Origin of the sequence: Brevundimonas sp. (assembly GCF_035626975.1) — a bacterium.
Classification (GTDB): Bacteria; Pseudomonadota; Alphaproteobacteria; order Caulobacterales; family Caulobacteraceae; genus Brevundimonas.
In genome coordinates, this window is record NZ_DASPMQ010000061.1 from 53095 (window position 1) to 73304 (window position 20210).

Consider the following 20210-nt stretch of genomic DNA (forward strand, 5'->3'; position numbering starts at 1 on the left):
GGGATCACTCCCGGGCCTTTCTTCTTATCGGCCTTGAGGCTGATCCGGAGATCAGTCCTCCTTGATGTTGTCGACGTCGCCGCCCAGGGCCGCGGCCGGGCTGGACAGTTTGGTGTCCTCGGTGATGTCGATGCCTTTGGCCAGCTTCGAGTGCCAGAAGCCGTAGGCCGCGTAGACCACGGCGCCGATCAGGGCGTAGCCGCCCAGCAGTTGCAGCGTCAGCGGATCGGGCACGACCCCGTTGGCCAGTTGCTCCGGCGTCGGGAAGGCCTGCTCGATCATCGGCGAGAAATTCTGCCAGGCGAGGAACAGACAGGCGAGGATGCCGAGCACGGCGGTGAAGATGCCGCCAGGCACCCGGAACGGCCGCTCCAGCTCCGGATGCTTGATCCGCAGATAGATGACCGACAGGCAGACGATCGAGAAGGCCAGCGCCGTGCCGAACGACACCAGCTGACCCAGCAGGCTGATCGGCAGGAAGGCGGCGGCGACCGCGATCACCGCGCCCAGCAGGATGGTGCCGAGCCAGGGGGTGCGGAACTTCGGGTGGATGTTGGCGAACACCTTCGGCAGCAGGCCGTCGCGGGCCATGGTGTAGAAAATGCGCGTCTGGCCGTAGCACAGCACCAGCATCACCGAGCTCAGGCCGGTGATGGCGCCGATCTTGATCATGAAGTTGATCAGGTTCAGCTCGCCGCCGACCGCGAAGGGCAGGGCGATATCGGCCCAGGCCAGGTCCATGCGGTCGATGGCGACGGCCACCGGCGCGGGGCTGGACAGTTCGGCGAAGGGCACGACGCCGGTCATCACGGCCGCGACGGCCATGTAGATCAGTGTACAGATGAACAGCGCGCCGAGGATGCCGATTGGCACGTCCTTGGAGGGGTTCTTGGCCTCGGCCGCGGCGGTCGAGACCGCCTCGAAGCCGACGTAGGCGAAGAAGATGATCGCCGCGCCGCGGAACACGCCGGCCAGGCCGTAGCGGCCCGGTTCGTTCGGATCCGCCTCGGGAATGAAGGGCACCCAGTTGTCCGGGTTCACATAGGCGATGCCGACGCCGATGAAGGTCAGCAGCACCACGATCTTGATGATCACGATGACATTGTTGACGTTGGCGGATTCGCTGACGCCCAGCACCAGCAGCGAGCAGACGGCGGCGATGCCGATGGCCGCGACGAGGTTGAACGTCCCCGTCAGCTGCAGCGTCGTGCCGGTGTCGCCGCGCACCGCCTCGATCAGCGGGGTGGCCCACTGGGCGCCTTCCTGGCCGGCATAGGTGATGGCCGGGAACAGGTTGGCGGAGAAGGTGAAGTCCTTGGCGATCTCGAGCACATAGCCGGCCCAGCCGACCGCGACGGTCGAGGCGGCGATGCCGTATTCCAGCACCAGCAGCCAGCCCATGATCCAGGCGAAGACTTCGCCCAGGGTGCCATAGGCATAGGTATAGGCCGAGCCGGACACCGGCATGGTCGAGGCGAGCTCGGCGTAGCACAGGCCCGCCAGGCCGCAGGCAATGCCGGCGACGATGAAGCTGAGCATGATGCCCGGCCCCGCGTAGTCGGCGGCCACCTGGCCAGTCAGCACGAAGATGCCGGCGCCGATGATGGCGCCGATGCCCAGGCTCATCAGATTGATGGGGCCAAGCGAGCGCTTCAGCTCGCTCTTGGCCGCTTCCTTCTGGATCTGGGCTACGGATTTCTTGAGGAACAGTCGGTTCCCCCTGGGCCTGAGGCCTTCTGCGGACATAGAGTCTCGCCCCCTGAATACGGCGAGTCCTCCCCGGACCGCCTTCAATGGCGCGGACGCTAGCGGCGCTTGTCCCCGCTGGCAACGCGGTTTCCGGTTCATGAACAGTCGACGGCGCTTTCGTGACCGGGACAGTTGCGGGTAGACCGCAGGTTTTCCGGCGCGGCCATCGCGCTTCGCGCTACCTGAGCCGCACGATGCTGCCTATCCACGCCGTCCTCGAACCGCTGAAAGCCGCGTTGGCCGCGGCGAACGCGGTCGTGCTCGCGGCGCCGCCGGGGGCGGGGAAGACCACGGTCGTGCCGATGGCGCTGCTGAACCAGGCATGGCTCTCCGGCGGGAAGATTCTGGTGCTCGAGCCGCGGCGGCTGGCCGCGCGGGCTGCGGCCGAGCGGATGGCCTCGACTCTGGGCGAGACAACCGGCGAGACGGTCGGCTACCGCACCCGCCTGCAAAGCCGCATCGGGCCGAAGACGCGGATCGAGGTGATCACAGAAGGCGTCTTCACCCGGATGATTCTCGACGACCCCGGCCTCGACGGCGTCGGCGCGGTGCTGTTCGACGAATTCCACGAGCGCAGTCTCGACGCCGACCTCGGTCTCGCCCTGGCCCGGGAAAGCCAGGCCTTGCTCCGCGAAGACCTGCGGCTGCTGGTCATGTCGGCGACGCTGGACATCGCCGGGGTCTCGAAGCTTCTGCACGACGCACCCGTGATCGAGGCCGAGGGCCGGATGTTCCCGGTCGCGACCCGCCACCTCGGCCGCAACCCCGTCGAACGATTCGAGGACGCCATGGCCCGGGCCGTCATGCTGGCGCTGGGCGAGGAAACCGGCTCGGTTCTGGCCTTCCTGCCGGGGCAGGGCGAGATCCATCGCACGGCCCAGCGGCTGACGGAGCGGCTGCGCGACCCGGCCGTCGACGTAGTCCCGCTGTACGGCGCGCTGGACAAGGCGGTGCAGGACCGCGCCATCGAACCGCCGGCGCCCGGCCGCCGCAAGGTGGTGTTGGCCACCTCGGTGGCCGAGACCAGCCTGACCATCGAGGGCGTGCGGGTGGTCATCGACGGCGGCCTGTCGCGGGTGCCCCGGTTCGAACCCTCCAGCGGTCTGACGCGGCTGGCCACCGTCCGCGTCAGCCGCTCCTCGGCCGAACAGCGGCGCGGCCGGGCCGGGCGGACGGAACCGGGCGTTTGCTACCGGCTTTGGGACGAGGAACAGACGCGAGGCCTCGTCCCGCACCAGCGGCCGGAAATCCTCGAGGCCGACCTGACCGCCTTCGCCCTCGATCTCGCGCGATGGGGCGCCCGGACGACGGACGGTCTCGCCCTGCTGGACCAGCCCCCGGCCGGGGCCTTCGCCGAGGCGCGCAAGGTGCTGGGCCGGCTCGATGCGCTCGACGAGGCGGGCGGTCTGACCGATCACGGCCGCCGGCTGACCCGCATCCCGCTGCCGCCCCGTCTGGCCCACATGGTCGCGGTGGCCAGCGACGCGGGCGACGCCGCCCTTGGCGCGCGTATTGCGGCGGTGCTGGGCGAGCCGGGTCTCGGCGGGAACGACCCCGACCTGCGCGAGCGGCTGCGCGGGCTTGAGCGCGATCGGTCGCAGCGCGCCCGTGACGCCCTGAAGCTGGCCGACCGCTGGGCGAGAAGCGCCGGCGGCGGGCAGGGCGGCGACGCCGACCCCGGCGCCCTGCTGGCTGAAGCTTTCCCCGAACGCGTGGCCAGGGCCCGCGGCAAGCCGGGCGAGATGTTGCTGGCCTCCGGGCGCGGCGCCTTCCTTGATCCGACGGAGCCGCTGGCCCGCGAGCCGTGGCTGGCCGTGGCGGAACTCGGGGGAGGGGACGCCCGCGATCGCATCCGCCTCGCCGCGCCGCTCGATCCCGCCGCGCTCGAAGGCCGGATCGAGACCGAGGACCGACTGACCCGCGAGCCCTCTGGCCGCATGGTCCTGCGCCGCCTCCGCCGCATCGGCGCGATCGTGGTCGACGAGAAGATCGCCGGAACGCCCGACCGGGGCCAGATCACCGCAGCCCTCAAGGCCGAGGTCGAGCGCGACGGTCTGAAGGCGCTGCGTTGGGGCGACCGCGCCGCGGCCCTGCGCGCCCGGCTGACCTTCCTGCACACGCTCGACGACGGCTGGCCCGACGTGTCGGACGCGGGACTGGCGGGCCAGCGCGAGACCTGGCTGTGGCCGCTGCTGGACGGCGTCCAGTCGATTGGGGCGATCCCCGACGGCGCTCTGGAGCAGGGCCTGCGCGCGCTGATTCCCTGGGACCGCCAGCGCGCCCTCGACGAACTGGCCCCGGCGCGTCTCGACACGCCGCTCGGCTCCGCGGCGATCGACTACGCCGCGGCGGGCGGGCCGCGCGTCGACATCCGGGTGCAGGAGCTGTTCGGCGTCACCGCCCACCCGACCGTGGGCGGCGGCCGCGTCCCGCTCACGCTCAGCCTGTTGTCCCCGGCCCGTCGCCCGGTGCAGGTGACAAAGGATCTGCCGGGCTTCTGGACTGGCAGCTGGGCCGCCGTGCGCGCCGACATGCGCGGCCGCTATCCCCGCCACCCGTGGCCCGAGGACCCGACGAAGGCCGAGCCCACCTCGCGGGCAAAACCGCGGGGGACGTGACGCCGGGGCTGATGATCAAGAATGGAGCCGGATGATGGAAACCCTGAGCGACGACCCGGCGGCCGCGGCGGACCGTTGGCTGTTCTCGTACGGCACCCTGCGCCAGCCCTCCGTCCAGCTGGCCAATTTCGGTCGCCTGCTCGACGGCCGGGAAGACGTGCTCGAGGGCTATGCGCTCTCGATGATCGAGATCACCGACCCCCAGGTGATTGCGATCAGCGGTTCGGACCGGCATCCGCTGGTCCGTTGGACGGGCAGGCCGGACGACCGGGTCGAGGGCGTCGCCTTCAGGGTCAGCGCCGCCGAGATCGCGGCCGCGGACGCCTATGAGACCGCGGACTATGTCCGCGTGACCGCGATCCTGGCCTCAGGCCTGGAAGCCGAGGTCTATGTGAACCGTCCGGCCGATTGAGCGAAGTCGTTCAGGCCGCGCCGTTCAGCAGCCGCCCGTAGCTGTCGACCAGGCTGGAGTAGGTCGGCACGAACATCACCGTCGCCCCGCCGCCGCTGGCCACCGGCGCCTTGATCTCGAAATGCAGGTGGATGGTGGTGGCGTTGCCGCCGAAGTCCGCCGACACCTTGCCCAGATGCTGGCCGCGCGTGACGGTGCGCGACGCGGCGTTGGGGAACAGGGCGTTCACCCCGGCCATGTCGAGGTGCAGATAGCGGTAGATGCGTCCGGAGTCGCCCAGCAGGGTGACGGTGTAGCTGCCGATCGAGGTGATCCGCCCGTTTTCGGCGGCCACGGCCCAGTGGACCTTCTTCTCGCAGGTCGCCGGGCGGATATCCTGGCCCTGATGTCCCTTGCCCGCCGGGCACATGCCGTTGGTCCACGAGCGGGTCTCGCAGAAATTGTCGCGCCACGGATAGGAATAGTTGCGCGCGTCGCACTGGCCCCCGGGGCCGGGCGCCGCGAAGCCGCCGTAGCCGTAGACCTGCGAGTTGGCGTAGGCGGGGCTCGCTTCCATCGGGAAGCGCATCCCGGCCGCCCACAGGGTCGCGTCGGTCGCGCCTGTGCCCGAGCCGGGATAGAGGCCGCCGCCCGGCTCGTGCGGCCAGGTGACGGGTTCCGGGGCTGGCGGGGTCTCCGGTTCGGCGGCCGGCGCCGGATCGGGATCGCCGGGCAAGGGCTCGGCGCCCGGATCGGGATCGGCGGTCTGGGGCGAACCCGGCTCCTGGCCGCAGCCGCCGGGGGAACAGGCGGTCAGCAGCAGCAACACGCCTGCGAGCGCCAGCCGCCTCACGACGCGCCTCCGCCGATCAGCCGCAGCCCCGTGGCGAAGGCGATGGCGTCCGCCTCGGCGCAGTCCGGCGCGCCTTCGCACAGGAAGCTGACATTATAGGCGGCTCCGAAACGGCTGAAGGTGACGTCGACGCCATATTCGGTGCGCTCCGTCCTCAGATCCGTCAGCCCGCTCGCCCCGGCCTGCGCCGCCGAGCGCGCCGCCGCCGCCGGGACCCGGGCCGCGGTGATGCGCGGCCCCTGCAGGGGAGCGGCCCGGGTGGCGGCCACGCCGGGCTGGGCGGCGATCCCTGTCGCCGGCCGGGTGGTTGGCGGGGACGGTTGGCCTGTCGTCTGGCCTGTCGGCGGGGCGGCCGGCTGGGCCAGCGGCGACTGGAAGGCCTTGGTCGTCCCGTAGATCTCGATGATCTGCTCGCCGCGCTGGACCACCATCATATAGTGGCGGTCGCCGGTGTAGAGGCGCGCGGTCCTCAGCAGGGCCGGATCGGACGGCGCCAGCACCGGCACGGAGGAAGCCTCGGCCAGCTGGAGCACGGGCGCCAGATCCTTGTCCCGGGTCAGGACGCTGCGCAGCCGCGCCGCCACCGGGTCCTGCCGCGCCTGCGCCAGGGCCGCGTTGTCCACGCGCGATCGCGGCAGGTTCACCTGGGTGGCGGCGACCGGCGACGGCGGCGGCGGCTGCGATGTGGCCGCGCCCGCGACGGCGGCCGTAAAGACGACGCCGCCTGAAAACGCCCATGCGCGAATGCTCATGTGATGCCCTCCCAAGACGCTTCACCATAGCGCCGTTACGTCAGTCTTGCGAGAGGGAGCGTGCCGGTGACGGACCGGCTGAAACCCTGCATGATCGGGCCATGGCCGAAGAGGAACAGCGCCCGCCCGACCTGTCTCTCCCCGCGCTGTTCCTGCGGTTCCTGCGGTTCGGCGTCATGGCGTTCGGCGGACCCGTGGCCCAGATCGCCATGATCCGTCACGAACTGGTCGAGCAGGAGCGCTGGATATCCGGTCCCCGGTTCAACCGTTTGCTCGCCGTCATGCAGGCTTTGCCCGGCCCGGAGGCGCACGAACTGTGCGTCCATCTCGGCATGCGCGCGAAGGGCCGGATCGGCGGCCTGCTGGCCGGCCTCGGGTTCATGCTGCCGGGCTTCGTCCTGATGGTGCTGGCCGCATGGGCCTATTTCCGCTTCGACGTCGACGCCGGCGTCTTCGCCCCGGCCTTGCTCGGAGCCCAGGCGGCGGTGGTCGCGCTGATCGCCCGCGCCGCCCACCGCATCGGCGTCCATGTGCTGACCGACCGGACGCTGATCCTGACCGGCGGTCTGGCGGCGCTGGCCACCGTCGCCGGGGCGCCGTTCTGGATGGTGCTGCCGGCCGGGGCGGCGATCCATGTCCTCGTGCGGCTCGGAAGGCGGGGAGGCGCGCTCGCGACCATCGTCGCCACGGCGCTGGCCTGCCTGCTCTGGATCCTCTGGTCGGACCGGGCGGCGCTGAGCCTCGCGCCCGTGGCTCTCGTCGCCCTCGGGGGCGTTTCATGGGCGGGGCTGTTCCTGACCGGCCTCAAGGGAGGCCTGCTCACCTTCGGCGGCGCCTACACCGCCATTCCCTTCGTGCGTCAGGACCTGGTCGGCCGCGGCTGGATCGATGACGGGACCTTTCTCGACGGCGTCACCCTCGCCAACGTCCTGCCGGCGCCGCTGGTGATCTTCGCCACCTTCGCCGGCTACGCGGCCGGAGGCTTCGCCGGGGCGGTCGCCATCACCGCCGGCGTCTTCCTGCCGGCGTTCGCCTTCTCCATGATCCTCTACGAGCGGCTCGAGGCGGTGGTCGAGGCCCCGGCGGTGCGCGCCGCGCTGGACGGCGTCGCCGCCGCCGTGATCGGCGTCATCGCCGCCACCGTGCTCAGCCTCGCGGTGGGGCTCGCCGGCTCCCCCTGGCGAACGGCGGTGCTTCTCGCCATCGCGCTGACGGCCCTGGTCGCGGCTTACGTCAGCCGCGGCCGTTATGCGGCGCCGCTCATCCTCGCCGCCGCGGCCCTGGCCGGTTTCCTGCTGCTGAACGGTCATTGACCGGGCCTGATCCCGCCGCGCTTGCCTTTTCCGGCCATCCCGCCTAGAAGCCGCCCGCACTTCGCACGCGGACGAGGCGCGTTTGGGGGAGACATCCCCGATCGCTCCGTTCCGAGGGACCAGCCGGTCCTTTAATCGCCCGCGCAACGTCTATCGGAAAAAGGACACTCCCGATCATGGCTCTGCCTGAATTCTCCATGCGTTCGCTGCTCGAGGCCGGCGCGCACTTCGGCCACCAGACGCACCGGTGGAACCCGAAGATGGAGCGCTACATCTTCGGATCGCGCTCGAACATCCACATCATCGACCTGTCGCAGTCGATCCCGCTGCTGCACCAGGCGCTGGTCGCCGTGCGCGACGTCGCCGCCAAGGGCGGCCGCGTCCTGTTCGTCGGCACCAAGCGCCAGGCCGCCGATCCGGTCGCCGAGGCCGCCCAGCGCTGCGCCCAGTACTATATGAACAACCGCTGGCTCGGCGGCACCCTGACCAACTGGCGCACCGTGTCGGGCTCGATCGCCCGCCTGCGCGAACTGGAAGGCCTGCTGGAAACCGGCGGCGAGGGCCGGGTCAAGAAGGAGCTGCTGAACCTGCAGCGTGAGAAGGACAAGCTCGAGCTGTCGCTGGGCGGCATCAAGGACATGGGCGGCATCCCCGACATCATGTTCGTGATCGACACCAACAAGGAGGCCATCGCCATCCTTGAGGCCCGCAAGCTGAACATCCCGATCATCGCCATCCTCGACACCAACTCGGATCCGGACGGCATCACCTATCCGATCCCGGGCAACGACGACGCCGCCCGCGCCATCCAGACCTACTGCGACCTGATCGCCGACGCCGTTCTGGACGGCCTCGCCGCGGGCGCCGCTTCGTCGGGCGTGGATCTGGGCGCCGCCGTCAATCCGGACGAGCCGATGCTGCGCGAAGCCAAGGCCCCCAAGGCCAAGGCTGAAGACGCCGCTCCGGCCGGCACGGAAGCCGTCGCGGAGGAAATGATCGCCGCTGCCGAGGCGCCCGCCGCCGAAGCCGCCGCGGAGGAGCCCCCGGTCGCCGACGAAGCCGCCCAGGAGGCGACCTCGGAAGCCAACGACGCCGTCGAAACCGAGCCGGCCCAGGTCTAAGCGACCTCCGCCTTCCTCGACGGCGAACTGAATATGCGGCCGGACCCGGAACAGGGTCCGGCCGTTCCCGCATACGCATACCCAAGGAGACTACCCATGGCCGAGATCACCGCCGCCCTCGTGATGGAACTGCGCGCCAAGTCCGGCGTCGGCATGATGGACTGCAAGAAGGCGCTTCAGGAAACGGACGGCGACATCAACGCCGCCATCGACTGGCTGCGCGCCAAGGGCCTCAGCAAGGCCGCCAAGAAGGCCGACCGCGTCGCCGCCGAAGGCCTGGTCGCCGTGGCCTCGAAGGAAGTCGGAGCCGGTGAAGTCGGCGCCGCCATCGAGTTCAACGCCGAGACCGACTTCGTCGCCCGCAACGACCTGTTCCAGAACGCCGCCAAGTCGTTCGCCCAGCTGGGCCTCGAGCACGCCACGCTCGAGGGCCTGCACGGCGCCGAACTGGAAACCGGCAAGACCGTCCAGGACGAGGTCACCCAGCTGATCGCCACGGTCGGCGAGAACATGCAGCTGCGCCGCGCCGCCCGCCTGTCGGTCGACGAGGGCGTGGTCGCCTCCTACGTCCACAACGCCGTGTCGCCGGGCCTCGGCCGCATCGGCGTGCTGGTCGCCCTGCACGGCGGCGGCGACAAGGCCGCCCTGCGCGAACTGGGCCGCAAGATCGCCATGCACGTGGCGGCGACCGCGCCGCTGTCGCTGAACACCGATGACCTCGACCCCACGGCCGTCGAGAAGGAACGTCAGGTCCTGACCGAGAAGGCCAGGGAAGAAGGCCGTCCGGAAGCGATGATCGACAAGATCGTCTCGGGCCAGATCGCCAAGTTCCAGAAGGACGTGGTGCTGACCAAGCAGCCGTTCGTGATGAACCCGGACGTGACCATCGAGCAGCTGGTCGCCGACACCGGCAAGGAACTGGGCGCGCCCGGCCTGCACCTGGCCGGTTTCGTCCGCCTCGCCCTCGGCGAGGGCGTCGAGAAGGTCGAGGGTCCGGACTTCGCGACCGAGGTCGCGCAGATGACCGCCGGCGCCTGACGACAGCGCTTCGACCCTTCGGGGACGATGAAAGGCCGGCGACCTTGATCGGGTCGCCGGCCTTTTTCGTACGGGGGGATGGACGACGGACGCGTCAACCATTCCGACTCAAGGTTTCTTAGAGCCTCGCACCTATCGGAAACGCGGGGGGAACACGAAGAATGATCAAGGCTGTCAGTGCGCTTGTTCGACAGTTGCGGTGCCGTCGGCACCGCTGGCGCCCGGACCGGCGCCGGCCGGGCGGCGAATGGTGCGATCTGTGCAAGGCGCGCCGGACCGTACCGGTTGAGCCGGCCCCCGATCAGGGCGCGGCGAAAAGCCGGCCTTCTCCGGCGCAGGCGGACGGGCTAAGTCCTCCCCATGATCGGAAGACTGAACCACGTCGGCGTCGCCACCCCGTCCATTGAGGCCAGCGTCGCCCTCTATCGCGACCTGCTCGGCGCCACCCGGGCCCAGACGCCGTTCGACCTGCCGACCCAGGGCGTCCGCGTCTGTTTCGTCGACCTGCCCAACGCCCAGATCGAGCTGATCGAGCCGCTCGGCGACGATTCGCCGATCCACGGCTTCCTGGCGAAGAACCCCCGGGGCGGCCAGCATCATGTCTGCTTCGAGGTCGAGGACATCCTCGCCGCCCGCGACGCCCTGCGCGCGAAGGGCGCGACCATCCTCGGCACCGGCGAGCCCCGCATCGGCGCCCATGGCACGCCGATCATCTTCGTCCATCCGAAGGACATGGGCGGCGTGCTGGTCGAACTGATGGAAACGCCGCCCGCCTCTCACACCGACGGAGCGCATTGATGGACATGCCCATCGGCCCGATCACCATGATCTTCATCTACATCATCTGCTGGTGGGTGGTGCTGTTCGCCGTCCTGCCGCTGGGCATGTCGCAGGGCGCCCAGGAGCGGCCGACCGACGGGGCGCAGTGGGGCGCGCCCGCCACGCCGAACCTGAAGCGCAAATTCATCACCACCAGCTGGGTCGCCGTGATCCTGTGGGCGGTCATCATGGGGCTGGTCTTCATCGGCTGGATGCCCCTGCCGGACCTGGCGCCGCCGGTCTAGGATCGCGCCATGACCGACCGCCTGTTCCTGATCAATCCGCACTGGACCGACGACCTCGGCGGCCCGTGGTACTGCCCGTCCGGCGCGGTGATCGAAGGCCTGCTGGCCTTCTACCCGGCGCTGCGTACGCAGCTGGACATCACCCGCCTCGACTTCCCGCGCCCGCGCCGGCCGGTCATCGACCTCGTTGGCGAGGACCATCAGTCCTGCCCGATCCTGGTGCTCGACGGCGAGTTCGACTGGCCCGACGCGCCGACCAGCGAGGCGACCGGCCGCCGCTTCCTGCAGGACGCGGCGATCATTCCCTATCTGGCCGCCCGCTACGGCATCGGCCTGCCGCATCCCTGAGCCAATCCGCGCGTTTGACGCCGACCGCCTAGCTTTCGCCCCGTCGTCCCGGCTAAAGCACAGGTCCCACGCCTCCCTTGCCGGATTCCGCCCATGCGCCTGTCGCGCTACTTCCTCCCCACCCTGAAAGAGGCGCCTTCCGACGCCCAGATCGTCTCGCACCAGCTGATGCTGCGCGCCGGCCTGATCAAGCAGGAGGCCGCCGGCATCTACGCCTGGCTGCCGCTGGGCCTGCGGGTGCTGAAGAAGATCGAGCAGATCGTGCGCGAGGAGCAGGAGCGGGCAGGGGCCGTCGAACTGCTGATGCCCACGCTCCAGCTCGCCGACCTGTGGCGCGAGTCGGGCCGCTACGACGCCTACGGCCCCGAGATGCTGCGCATCACCGACCGGCACGAGCGCGAGCTTCTGTACGGGCCGACCAACGAGGAGATGATCACCGACATCTTCCGCGGCTTCGTGAAGAGCTACAAGGCGCTGCCGCTCAACCTCTTCCACATCCAGTGGAAATTCCGCGACGAGCGCCGTCCGCGCTTCGGCGTGATGCGCGGCCGCGAGTTCCTGATGAAGGACGCCTACTCGTTCGACATCGACGAGGCCTCGGCCCGCCGCGCCTACAACCGGATGTTTGTGGCCTATCTGAACACCTTCGCCCGCATGGGCCTGAAGGCCGTGCCGATGCGCGCCGACACCGGCCCCATCGGCGGCGACCTCTCCCACGAGTTCATCGTCCTGGCCGACACCGGCGAGAGCGCCGTCTTCTGCGATCGCAAGCTGGTCGAGATGCCCGCCCCCGGCGCCGACGTGAACTGGGACGACCTCCAGTCAATCGTTGATCAGCGAACGTCGTTGTACGCCGCCACCGAGGAGATGCACGACGCCGCCCGCTTCGAGAGCGAGACGGCCGAGGCCGACCGCCTGTCCGCCCGCGGCATCGAGGTCGGCCACATCTTCTATTTCGGCACCAAATACTCCGCCCCGATGAAGGCGAAGGTGGCGGGGCCGGACGGCAAGGACACGGACGTCCACATGGGCAGTTATGGCGTCGGCGTCTCCCGCCTGCTGGGCGCCATCATCGAGGCCAGTCACGACGACGGCGGCATCGTCTGGCCCGACGCCGTGGCGCCGTTCGACGTGGTCGTCATCAACCTGCGCGCCGCCGACCAGGCCGTCTCCGCCGCCTGCGAGGACGCCGTCGCGAAGCTCGAGGCCGCCGGCAAGGACGTGCTCTACGACGACACCGACGAGCGCCCGGGCGCCAAGTTCGCCACCGCCGACCTGATCGGCGTGCCGTGGCAACTGACCATCGGGCCCAAGGGCCTGGCCGACGGCGTGGTCGAACTGAAGCGCCGCGCCACCGGCGAGAAGGTCTCGGTCCCGCTGGACGAGGCGCTGGCGAGGGTGGCGGGATGACCGACGCCGCCGCGGCGATCAAGCCGGTCAAACCGGCCGGGCCCTTCTCGGCTTGGGAGTTCGGCCTCGCCCTGCGCTACCTGCGGGCGCGGCGGCGCGAGGGCGGCATCGCCCTGATCGCCATCATTTCCTACGTCGCCATCGCCCTGGCGGTGATGGCGCTGATCGTGGTCATGAGCATCATGGCCGGGTTCCGCAACGAGCTGCTCGACCGGATGCTGTCCTTCAACGGGCACATGTACGTCCAGGGCCAGGTCCTGAACGATCCGGCCCGCGACGCCGCCCTCGAGCGCATTCGTCGCGTCCCCGGCGTGGTCAGCGTCACGCCCCTGGTCGAGAGCCAGAGCATCGTCCGCGCCGCCGGCGTGACCACGGGCGCCATGGTCCGCGGCATCCGCCCCGGCGACCTCGGCTCCATGGCCTACGTCAACAACAGCCTTGGCGAGGAAGCCCGGCGCTCTTTCGGTCAGGGCCCTTACGGCGGCGACAACATCCTGATCGGCAAGGCCCTGGCCGAGGGCATGGGACTTCGGGTCGGCGACCCGATCACCCTCTATTCGCCCACCGGCGCGGACAGCGCCCTCGGCAACCTCGGCGGTCTGGAGAAGACCTATCGCGTCGGCGGCACCTTCAGCTCCGGCACCGCCGATTTCGACCGGGCGTACATCTTCATGCCGCTCGAGCAGGCCCAGCTGTTCTTCGCCAAGGAGGGCGTCTGGGACGTCGTCGAGCTGAAGGTGGCCGAGCCCGACCGCGTCGGGGATCTGCTGGAACCCGTGCGGCAGGCGGCGGGGCGGGGCGCCATCGTCAACGACTGGCGCGACCGGCTGGCCGCCTTCTGGGGCGCGCTCAAGGTCGAGCGGGTGGCCATGAGCATCATCCTCGGCCTCGTCGTCGCCATCGCCGCGCTGAACATCATCTCCGGCATCGTCATGCTGGTGAAGAACAAGACCCGCGACATCGCCATCCTGCGCACCGTCGGCGCCAGCCAGTCGTCGATGCTGCGCGTCTTCTTCATCGCCGGCGCGGCCATCGGCGTGGCGGGAACCATCACCGGCCTGGTTCTCGGCCTGCTGTTCTGCCTGAACATCGGCGCTATCCAGCATTTCCTCGAATGGCTGTTCCAGACCCGCCTGTTCGACGCCGACGTCTACATGCTCGACGCCATCCCGGCCGAGGTCGATCCGATGGACGTCGTCTGGGTCACCCTGTGGTCGGTGTTCATGTCCTGCGTGGCCAGCCTGCTGCCCTCGTGGCGCGCCGCCAAAATGGATCCGGTGGAGGCCCTGCGATATGAGTAAGGCTCCCCGCACCCCCGTTCTCTCCGTCCGCGGCGTCACTCGCACCTATGAGTCCGCCGCCGGGCCCCTGACCGTGCTCAAGGGCGTCGACCTCGACGTCTTTCCCGGCGAGGTGGTCGGTCTCATCGGCCCCTCGGGTTCCGGCAAGTCGTCCCTGCTGCACGCCGCCGGCCTGCTGGAGCGCCCCACCTCGGGCGAGGTCCGCATCGACGGCCGCGACGCCGGCGATCTGGACGAGCGCGCCCGCACCCACATCCGCCTCGCCAGCATCGGGTTCGTCTACCAGTTCCATCACCTGCTGGCCGAGTTCGACGCCCGCGATAACGTCGCCCTGCCGTTGCGCATCGCAGGTGTGAAACAGGCCGAGGCCCGCGCCCGCGCCGACGAGGTCCTGAGCGCCCTCGGCCTCGGCGAGCGCCTCACCCACCAGCCGGCCCAGATGTCGGGCGGGGAGCAGCAGCGCGTCGCCGTGGCCCGCGCCCTCGCCAACCGCCCCCGCCTGCTGCTGGCCGACGAACCGACCGGCAACCTCGACCCCGCCACCAGCCAGACGGTGTTCGAGGCCCTGCACGACCTGGTCAAACAGACCGGCGTCGCCGCCCTGATCGCCACCCACAACATGGAGCTCGCCGGCCACATGGACCGCGTCTTCGCGTTGAAGGACGGCCATCTGGAAGAACGCCCGGCCGAGAGCCACGAGTACTAGGGGCTGGTCCTCTCCCTCCACCGTCATCCTCGGGCTTGACCCGAGGATCATACCATCCGGTGCTCGGTGGAACGTACGCGGGCGCTATCGCGGGGCGGCCCCAGCCGCACAGCCCAGGCCAACGCCTTATCCTCGGGTCAAGCCCGAGGATGACGAGAGGGGAGGGATTGGCGCCTCTCCATTGTCGGCGTTAGGCTGCCCCCTTCCCGAACAGGAGCTCCGCCATGTCCCGCCATCTTGCGCCGCTCGTCCTTGCTACCGGTGTCATCGCCCTCGCGGCCTGCAATCAGCCCCAACCCGCCGAGCCCGCCGACGCCCCGGCTCCAGCCCCCGCCACCGCCATCACCCCGACCGCCGCCGCCGACATCCCCGAGGCCGTCCGCACGGTCGTGCTCGCCGCCCGCCCGGGCATGACCATCGTTGAGGCGGAACTGAAGGAGCGGGAAGGGCGCCGCTACTACGACGTCGAGGGCACGGTCGACGGCGCCGAGGTCGAGCTCGACCTGCTGGAAACGCCCTCGGGCTGGCAGGTGGTCGAGATCCAGCGCGATCTCGCCTGGAGCGCCGTCCCCGCCGCGGTCCACGCCGCCGCCGCCGGCGCCCGCGCCGGCTTTGTCCCGGTGCGCGTCATCGAGAGCGTCCAGGCCGCTGACGGCGCGGTCATCTATGAACTGTTCGCCGACGGCCAGCCGGCTGTTCCGGCGCTCGAGGTGCGGGTCAGGGACGGCCGCGCCGAGGTCCTCAAGGAAGTCTGGCCGCACTAGCGCCGGGCCGCCCGTCCGCGCGCTCCAGCCCGCCCGGTATGACCGGGTAGCGCCAGTAAGCGTGAACGAAACGGCAACTTGAGAACAATCCCGGAACTGGAAGCCCGCGGGGCCCGGCGTCTCCTTAACCGCCGCTTCTTCGCCCGGGGGATCAGGCGGCGGACGGAAACGCCTATTTCTTCCCGGGAACCTGGGTGAAGGGGGACGTCCCGACCGACACCGCCGGCTTGGCCTTCTCGGCTTTCGGTTTCCGCGTTTCCTTGTTCTTGCGCACCTGACCCTTGGCCATGATCGCTCTCCTGCGACGCCGACCGCCGGAGGGGCGGATGAAAGGGGGCGTCCTGCCGGCAGTATAGCATCGGCATCGGGGCGAATGCGCGACCGTTTCTTCCGCCCGGGCCGTCCCTCCGTCCGGGCGTCTTGACAGGAACCAAACGGGAACATAGAACATTACCGGAACACGCTTCACCGGGAGGACCATCATGGCGCGTTGGGTTCGGGATATGCTGTCGCTGGCTTCGTGCGGCGGCTTCGTCTGGGTCATGTGGCAGGCGGCGCTGCTCACCACGGCGGCCTGAACGCGGCGTCAGACGGTCTGATTCCGGGCCGGAATCCGGAAGTCCCGCCTTTTCCGGGTCTTGAACACCGGAATTGAGACTGTTCGGACTATTCAGACTGGTTTGGCGGAGTCCGAAATCCCGGCGGTCTCCGACGCCGGGGCGGGCTCGGGGCGACCCTATCCACAGCCGGTCCCGGTCGAACGGCCATCGCCGGCGCTTTCCGGTGTTCCGGCCGGACGCGATGTGAGACTCGGGGCAGGATAGGCGGCTCGGCAAGGGACCGGAGACCAGTTGACCGACACGCTGAACAGCCAGGGTTTTATCCACCTCCGGGTCCGCTCGGCCTATTCGCTGCTGGAAGGCGCGATCAAGGCGGGCAAGGTCGCGACGCTGGCGGCGGACGCCGGCATGCCGGCCGTCGGCGTGGCGGACCGGGCCAACCTGTTCGGGGCGCTCGAATTCAGCGAGGCGGCGAAGGGGGCGGGGGTCCAGCCGCTGATCGCCTGCGCCCTGCCGGTCACCGGCATCGGCGGCAAGATCGCCGAGCGCTGGGCCAGGGTCCCGACCGTCGTCCTGCTGGTCCAGAACGAGGCGGGCTGGCTCAACCTGTCGGCCCTGTCGTCCTCGGCCTTCCTCGACGCCGGAGCCATGGACGAGCCCAGCGTGCCCTGGACCATGGTGGCTGAACGCTCCGAGGGTCTGATCCTGCTCTCCGGCGGCCCCGACGGCCCCGTCGACCCGCTGTTCGTCCAGGGCAAGCCCGCCGAGGCCCGCGCCGCCCTCTCCGCCATGCGGGACGCCTTCGGCGACCGCTTCTACGTCGAGCTCCAGCGCCACGGCCTCGCCTCCGAACAGCAGGCCGAGCGCGGTCTCGTCGACTGGGCCTGGAACCATGACGCGCCCTTGGTCGCAACCAACGACGTGCATTACGCAAAGGCGGCCCAGGCCAGGTCCCACGACGCCCTGCTGTGCATCGCCGACGGCGCCTTCACCGGCCAGGAGGACCGCCGCCGCATAACCGGCGAGCACTGGTTCAAGACCGCCGCCGCCATGCGCGAGCTGTTCGCCGACCTGCCCGAGGCCTGCGACGCCACCCTCGACATCGCCCGCCGATGCGCCTTCATGGCCCCGACCCGCGCGCCCATCCTGCCGCGCTTCGACGCCGGGGCCGGCCGGTCCGAGCCCGACGAACTGATGCACCAGGCGCGCGAGGGGCTGAAGGAGCGGCTCCGGCAGGTCACCCCCGCCGCGCCCGAGGCGGAGTACTGGACCCGCCTCGAATGGGAGGTCGGCATCATCCAGCAGATGGGCTTCCCCGGCTATTTCCTGATCGTGTCGGACTTCATCAAATGGGCCAAGAACCACGGCATCCCCGTGGGCCCCGGCCGCGGTTCGGGCGCGGGCTCTCTGGTCGCCTGGGCCCTGACCATCACCGACCTCGATCCACTGCGCTTCGGCCTGCTGTTCGAGCGCTTCCTCAATCCCGAGCGGGTCTCCATGCCCGACTTCGACATCGACTTCTGCCAGGAGCGGCGGGAAGAGGTGATCGACTACGTCCAGGACCGCTACGGCAAGGACCGGGTGGCCCAGATCATCACCTTCGGCACCCTGCAGGCGCGGGCCGTGCTGCGCGACGTGGGCCGGGTGCTGCAGATGCCGCTCGGCCAGGTCGACCGTCTCGCCAAAATGGTGCCGGCCAACCCCGCCAATCCCGTGACCCTGGCCCAGGCCATCGAGCTGGAGCCGCGGCTCAAGGAGGCGCGCGACTCCGACGCCAATGTCCGCACCCTGCTGGAGACGGCGCTGGAGCTCGAGGGGCTGTACCGCAACGCCTCGACCCATGCCGCCGGCATCGTCATCGGCGACCGCCCGCTGATCGAGCTGGCGCCGCTGTACCAGGACCCGCGCTCGACCATCCCGGCCAGCCAGTTCAACATGAAGTGGGTCGAGGCCGCCGGCCTGGTGAAGTTCGACTTCCTCGGCCTCAAGACCCTGACCGTGCTCGACCGCGCCCGCCAGTATCTGGAGCGGCGCGGCGCGGCCCCCGACTGGAACGGCCTGCCGCTCGACGATCCCCGTACCTATGAGCTGATGGCCTCGGGCCAGACCGTCGGCGTGTTCCAGCTGGAATCGCAGGGCATGCGCGACACCCTGCGCAAGATGCGCTGCGGCTCGATCGAGGAGATCACGGCCCTGATCTCCCTCTACCGGCCCGGGCCGATGGAGATGATCGACACCTATATCGACCGCAAGTTCGGCCGGCAGGAAGTCGACTATCTGCACCCCTCGCTCAAGGAGGTGCTGACCGAGACCTACGGCGTCATCATCTACCAGGAGCAGGTGATGAAGATCGCCCAGATCCTGGCGGGCTACAGCCTCGGCGAGGCCGACCTTCTCCGCCGGGCCATGGGCAAGAAGAAGAAGGAGGAGATGGACTTCCAGCGGGCGCGCTTCATCAAGGGCGCCTCCGAAAAGGGTGTGCCGGAAGAGCAGTCCGGCGGCATCTTCGATCTGGTGGCCAAGTTCGCCGGCTACGGCTTCAACAAGTCGCACGCCGCCGCCTACGCCCTGATCTCCTTCCAGACCGGTTGGTTGAAGGCCAACCATCCCGTCGAATTCATGGCAGCGTCCATGAGTCTCGATCTCAGCAATACCGACAAACTCGCGGTTTTCTATCAGGATTGCCGCCGCTTCGAAGTGCCGGTGAAGGCCCCGGACGTGAACCGCTCCTCGGCCGACTTCGACGTGGCGTACGACGACGGCGTGGGGGCGGTGCTCTATGCGCTGGGCGCCATCCGCAACGTCGGGCTCGAGGCGATGAAGCACCTGGTCGAGGTGCGTGAAACCGGCGGCCGCTTCACCGACATCTTCGACTTCCTCGAACGGGTCGACCCGAAATACGTCAACAAGCGCGCGCTCGAGAACCTCGCCCGCGCCGGCGCCTTCGACAGCTTCCACACCAACCGACGTCAGCTGGTCGAACAGGCCGACACCCTGATGGCCTATTGCCAGAGCGTGGCCGCCGAACGCGCCTCCTCGCAGGTCAGCCTGTTCGGCGGCGACCAGGTCGGGGCCGGGCGCCCGCGCCTCCGGCCGGCAGAGCCATGGGTCGGCCCCGAGAAGCTGGACCAGGAACTGGCCGCGGTCGGCTTCTACCTGTCCGGCCATCCGCTCGAGGACATGGCCCCGGCCCTCAAGCGCAAGCGCGTCACCTTCGTCGCCGAGGCCACGGCCCTGGCCGAAAGCGGCCACGAGGCCTTCCTGATGGCCGGCGTCGTACGCCGTCGCCAGGAACGGGCCAGCGCCCGCACCGGCGAGAAATTCGCCTTCGTCACCTTCTCCGATCCGACCGGCGAGTTCGAATGCCTGTTCCCGCCCGAGCAGTTGCGCAAATGCCGCGAGGTGCTCGAGGTCGGGGCCTCAATCATGGTCCGCGTCCGGGCCAAGTCCGCCGACGGCGAGGTGCGCTTCTTCGGCGACGACGCCAGTAAGCTCGACACCCTGATCGACGACGGCGCCATGGGCCTGCGCATCCATGTCTCGGCGAAGGCCGCCGATCCCGGGGCGCTCAAGGCGCGGCTGGAACGGGCGCGGGCCGAGGGCAAGGGCGGGGAGGTGTCGCTCGTCGCCTCCCTCGACGGCCGCCGCGAGGTCGAGCTGAAGCTGCCGGGCCGCTACCGGCTCGACGGCGCCCTGCGCGGCGCCTTGAAATCCGCCCCCGGGGTGGTGTTGCTGGAGGATGCGTGAGGAACCTTGTCGCCGTGCTTGTGGCCGGTCTTCTGACCGCCATACCCCTCCCGACCCAGGCCCAGGAGCCCGCCATGAGCCACGCTCGCGGAACGTTCGACGTCACCATCACCCCGGTCCCTCCGGTCGCCGACGCACCTGCGGGCGCTCCCGGCCGCATGACGCTGTCCAAGATTTTTCACGGCGATATCGAGGGAACGGCGGAAGGGGAGATGCTGGCCACGCTGGTCGGCCAGTCCGGGGCCTATGTCGCTCTCGAACGGGTCCACGGCATGGTTGGCGACCGGGCGGGCAGCTTCGCCCTGGCGCACCGCGGCGTGATGAACGAGGGCGCCCAGGAGCTTTCCATCTCCATCGTGCCGGGCTCGGGCACCGGGGAACTGGCCGGGATCAGCGGGACCTTCCACCTGACCATCGAGGGCGGCGAGCACCGCTACGATCTCGAATACAGCCTGCCCACCCCCTGACCGGAGAC

General features: G+C 69.8%; 17 protein-coding genes. 14 read left to right on the forward strand and 3 right to left on the reverse strand.

Annotated features, from left to right (window positions below; all coding sequences use genetic code 11):
- Positions 1-51 precede the first annotated feature (51 nt).
- Positions 52-1746 (reverse strand): amino acid permease, encoded by a 1695-nt coding sequence (locus VEB62_RS16395; RefSeq protein WP_324802208.1) that lies wholly within the window; start codon positions 1744-1746, stop codon positions 52-54.
- A 197-nt stretch (positions 1747-1943) separates the two neighbouring features.
- On the opposite strand from VEB62_RS16395, the gene hrpB reads away from it, so the two are divergent.
- Together hrpB and VEB62_RS16405 are read left to right on the forward strand one after the other, a co-directional pair.
- Positions 1944-4367 (forward strand): ATP-dependent helicase HrpB, encoded by a 2424-nt coding sequence (gene hrpB, locus VEB62_RS16400; protein WP_324802211.1) that lies wholly within the window; start codon positions 1944-1946, stop codon positions 4365-4367.
- 34 nt (positions 4368-4401) lie between these two features.
- Positions 4402-4779: a gamma-glutamylcyclotransferase family protein gene (locus VEB62_RS16405; RefSeq protein ID WP_324802213.1), complete on the forward strand. Its 378-nt coding sequence runs from the start codon at positions 4402-4404 to the stop codon at positions 4777-4779.
- Positions 4780-4789: 10 nt separating this feature from the next.
- On the opposite strand, the gene VEB62_RS16410 is transcribed toward VEB62_RS16405, so the two are convergent.
- Both VEB62_RS16410 and VEB62_RS16415 read right to left on the reverse strand, forming a co-directional pair.
- The gene (locus tag VEB62_RS16410) at positions 4790-5611 is read right to left on the reverse strand and encodes a M23 family metallopeptidase (protein WP_324802216.1); all 822 of its coding nucleotides are present in this window, start codon (positions 5609-5611) and stop codon (positions 4790-4792) included.
- A complete protein-coding gene (locus tag VEB62_RS16415) occupies positions 5608-6363 on the reverse strand; it encodes a hypothetical protein (RefSeq protein WP_324802218.1) in 756 nt (251 codons plus the stop codon). The genes VEB62_RS16410 and VEB62_RS16415 overlap by 4 nt, the downstream gene beginning before the upstream one ends.
- 101 nt (positions 6364-6464) lie before the next feature.
- Here VEB62_RS16415 and chrA point away from each other — a divergent pair, with 101 nt between their 5' ends.
- The 12 genes from chrA to VEB62_RS16480 all read left to right on the forward strand — a co-directional run bounded on the left by chrA (position 6465) and on the right by VEB62_RS16480 (position 20202).
- Positions 6465-7676, forward strand: coding sequence for a chromate efflux transporter (chrA, locus tag VEB62_RS16420; RefSeq protein WP_324802220.1), 1212 nt, complete (start codon positions 6465-6467; stop codon positions 7674-7676).
- Positions 7677-7852: 176 nt separating this feature from the next.
- Entirely contained in the window at positions 7853-8797 is a 945-nt protein-coding gene (rpsB, locus tag VEB62_RS16425) for a 30S ribosomal protein S2 (RefSeq protein WP_324802224.1), read from the forward strand.
- Positions 8798-8893: 96 nt separating this feature from the next.
- Positions 8894-9835 carry a translation elongation factor Ts gene (tsf, locus tag VEB62_RS16430; protein WP_324802226.1) on the forward strand — a complete coding sequence of 314 codons (942 nt, stop codon included), beginning with the start codon at positions 8894-8896 and terminating at the stop codon, positions 9833-9835.
- A gap of 360 nt (positions 9836-10195) precedes the next feature.
- Positions 10196-10633 carry a methylmalonyl-CoA epimerase gene (gene mce, locus VEB62_RS16435; RefSeq protein ID WP_324802229.1) on the forward strand — a complete coding sequence of 146 codons (438 nt, stop codon included), beginning with the start codon at positions 10196-10198 and terminating at the stop codon, positions 10631-10633.
- Positions 10633-10899 carry a DUF1467 family protein gene (locus VEB62_RS16440; protein ID WP_414642071.1) on the forward strand — a complete coding sequence of 89 codons (267 nt, stop codon included), beginning with the start codon at positions 10633-10635 and terminating at the stop codon, positions 10897-10899. The genes mce and VEB62_RS16440 overlap by 1 nt, the downstream gene beginning before the upstream one ends.
- A gap of 9 nt (positions 10900-10908) precedes the next feature.
- Complete coding sequence (locus tag VEB62_RS16445) at positions 10909-11247, forward strand: DUF3088 family protein (RefSeq protein WP_324802231.1); 339 nt, start codon at positions 10909-10911, stop codon at positions 11245-11247.
- Between the two features lie 93 nt (positions 11248-11340).
- Entirely contained in the window at positions 11341-12657 is a 1317-nt protein-coding gene (proS, locus tag VEB62_RS16450) for a proline--tRNA ligase (RefSeq protein WP_324802233.1), read from the forward strand.
- The gene (locus VEB62_RS16455; RefSeq protein WP_324802236.1) at positions 12654-13958 is read left to right on the forward strand and encodes a lipoprotein-releasing ABC transporter permease subunit; all 1305 of its coding nucleotides are present in this window, start codon (positions 12654-12656) and stop codon (positions 13956-13958) included. Before proS ends, VEB62_RS16455 begins: the two co-directional genes overlap by 4 nt.
- Positions 13951-14664 (forward strand): ABC transporter ATP-binding protein, encoded by a 714-nt coding sequence (locus tag VEB62_RS16460; RefSeq protein WP_324802239.1) that lies wholly within the window; start codon positions 13951-13953, stop codon positions 14662-14664. Before VEB62_RS16455 ends, VEB62_RS16460 begins: the two co-directional genes overlap by 8 nt.
- Positions 14665-14888: 224 nt before the next feature.
- Positions 14889-15428: a hypothetical protein gene (locus VEB62_RS16465; RefSeq protein WP_324802242.1), complete on the forward strand. Its 540-nt coding sequence runs from the start codon at positions 14889-14891 to the stop codon at positions 15426-15428.
- Between the two features lie 851 nt (positions 15429-16279).
- The gene (gene dnaE, locus VEB62_RS16475) at positions 16280-19735 is read left to right on the forward strand and encodes a DNA polymerase III subunit alpha (RefSeq protein ID WP_324802247.1); all 3456 of its coding nucleotides are present in this window, start codon (positions 16280-16282) and stop codon (positions 19733-19735) included.
- Positions 19736-19809: 74 nt separating this feature from the next.
- Positions 19810-20202, forward strand: a complete 393-nt coding sequence (locus VEB62_RS16480) for a DUF3224 domain-containing protein (protein WP_324802250.1) — start codon at positions 19810-19812, stop codon at positions 20200-20202.
- Positions 20203-20210: the final 8 nt, after the last annotated feature.

Excerpts from the sequence above, each read along its gene's own strand:
- VEB62_RS16395 (WP_324802208.1), bottom strand. The coding sequence starts at position 1,746 with ATGTCCGCAGAAGGCCTCAGGCCCAGGGGGAACCGACTGTTCCTCAAG.
- hrpB (WP_324802211.1), top strand. The coding sequence starts at position 1,944 with ATGCTGCCTATCCACGCCGTCCTCGAACCGCTGAAAGCCGCGTTGGCC.
- VEB62_RS16405 (WP_324802213.1), top strand. The coding sequence starts at position 4,402 with ATGGAAACCCTGAGCGACGACCCGGCGGCCGCGGCGGACCGTTGGCTG.
- VEB62_RS16415 (WP_324802218.1), bottom strand. The coding sequence starts at position 6,363 with ATGAGCATTCGCGCATGGGCGTTTTCAGGCGGCGTCGTCTTTACGGCC.
- chrA (WP_324802220.1), top strand. The coding sequence starts at position 6,465 with ATGGCCGAAGAGGAACAGCGCCCGCCCGACCTGTCTCTCCCCGCGCTG.
- rpsB (WP_324802224.1), top strand. The coding sequence starts at position 7,853 with ATGGCTCTGCCTGAATTCTCCATGCGTTCGCTGCTCGAGGCCGGCGCG.
- tsf (WP_324802226.1), top strand. The coding sequence starts at position 8,894 with ATGGCCGAGATCACCGCCGCCCTCGTGATGGAACTGCGCGCCAAGTCC.
- mce (WP_324802229.1), top strand. The coding sequence starts at position 10,196 with ATGATCGGAAGACTGAACCACGTCGGCGTCGCCACCCCGTCCATTGAG.
- VEB62_RS16440 (WP_414642071.1), top strand. The coding sequence starts at position 10,633 with ATGGACATGCCCATCGGCCCGATCACCATGATCTTCATCTACATCATC.
- VEB62_RS16445 (WP_324802231.1), top strand. The coding sequence starts at position 10,909 with ATGACCGACCGCCTGTTCCTGATCAATCCGCACTGGACCGACGACCTC.
- proS (WP_324802233.1), top strand. The coding sequence starts at position 11,341 with ATGCGCCTGTCGCGCTACTTCCTCCCCACCCTGAAAGAGGCGCCTTCC.
- VEB62_RS16455 (WP_324802236.1), top strand. The coding sequence starts at position 12,654 with ATGACCGACGCCGCCGCGGCGATCAAGCCGGTCAAACCGGCCGGGCCC.
- VEB62_RS16460 (WP_324802239.1), top strand. The coding sequence starts at position 13,951 with ATGAGTAAGGCTCCCCGCACCCCCGTTCTCTCCGTCCGCGGCGTCACT.
- VEB62_RS16465 (WP_324802242.1), top strand. The coding sequence starts at position 14,889 with ATGTCCCGCCATCTTGCGCCGCTCGTCCTTGCTACCGGTGTCATCGCC.
- VEB62_RS16480 (WP_324802250.1), top strand. The coding sequence starts at position 19,810 with ATGAGCCACGCTCGCGGAACGTTCGACGTCACCATCACCCCGGTCCCT.